The sequence below is a fragment of the Mycobacterium sp. E2699 genome (assembly GCF_001666745.1).
In the GTDB taxonomy this organism is placed as follows: Bacteria; Actinomycetota; Actinomycetes; order Mycobacteriales; family Mycobacteriaceae; genus Mycobacterium.
The window spans coordinates 1-1,144 of the sequence record NZ_LZJH01000112.1 but is presented as its reverse complement, the minus strand read 5'-3'; the positions used below and the strand labels follow the sequence as shown (position 1 = coordinate 1,144).

1 protein-coding gene is annotated in these 1,144 nt (G+C 70.0%); it reads left to right on the top strand.

Annotated features, from left to right (window positions below; genetic code table 11):
* Positions 1-1,144, top strand: a 1,144-nt coding sequence (locus A5696_RS29235; RefSeq protein WP_156738509.1) for an HAD-IC family P-type ATPase, incomplete at both ends; no start/stop codon positions are given.

The following is a 1,144-nucleotide window of genomic DNA, read 5'->3' as shown; positions in this document are numbered from 1 at the left end:
GGCGACATCGACATCCTGATCACCGACAAGACCGGCACGCTGACGGAGGGCCGCATCCGCCTGGTCGGCGCGGTCGATCCGGCCGGTGCGCCGGCCGAGCCGGTCCGGCGGCTCGGGTTGCTGGCCACCGACGTCGACCCGGAATCCGGTGTGGTGAGCGCCAATCCGCTCGACGCCGCGCTGTGGGACTCCCCGCAGCCACAGCAACTGGTGGGCGGCGCGGTGCGCCGCGTCGCGCTGCTGCCGTTCGACCACGAGCGGCGCGCGACGTCGGTGTTGGTCGACGACGACGGCAACCGCCTCCTCGTCGTCAAGGGCGCCCCCGAACAGGTCCTGGACCGGTGCGACGGGACGCCGGCGGCCGCGGATGCGACCCTGGCGGACTTGTTCGCCGCCGGACGGCGGGTGGTCGCCGTCGCCACCCGCCCGGCCGCCGAGCTGACGGAGCTCACCGCCGACGACGAACACGACCTCACGCTGGCCGGCTTTCTGGTCTTCGCCGACGAACCCAAACCCGCGGCGCGCCAGTCGCTGGCACAGCTGGCCGAACTGGGCATCGAGCTCAAGATCGCCACCGGCGACAATCCGCGGGTCGCCGAAAAGGTCTGCAATGACCTGGGTTTGGCGTCCAAGGGCACTCTCACCGGCGCCGAGCTGGAACCCCTCGACGACGACGGGTTCGTCGACGCCGCGCAAAACCACACCATCTTCGCGCGCATCTCCCCCGAGCAGAAGGCGCGGCTGATCACCGCGCTGCGCCGCAACGGGCGATCGGTCGGCTTCCTCGGCGACGGCGTCAACGACGCGTTGGCCCTGCACGCCGCGGACGTGGGGATCTCCGTAGACAGCGCCACCGACGTCGCCAAGGACGCGGCCGACGTGGTGCTGCTGGAAAAGGACCTGGGCGTGCTGGCCACCGGGGTGGCCACGGGCAGAAGGATTTTCGCCAATACCATCAAGTACGTGTTCATGGGCACATCGAGCAATTTCGGCAACACCTTCAGCGCCGCCGCCGCGTCGGCGTTCTTGCCGTTTCTGCCGATGCTGCCCAGCCAGATCCTGCTGGGCAACCTGCTCTACGATGCCTCGCAGTTGGCGATCCCCACCGACCGCGTCGATGAGGAGCAACGCGATGCGCCGGCGC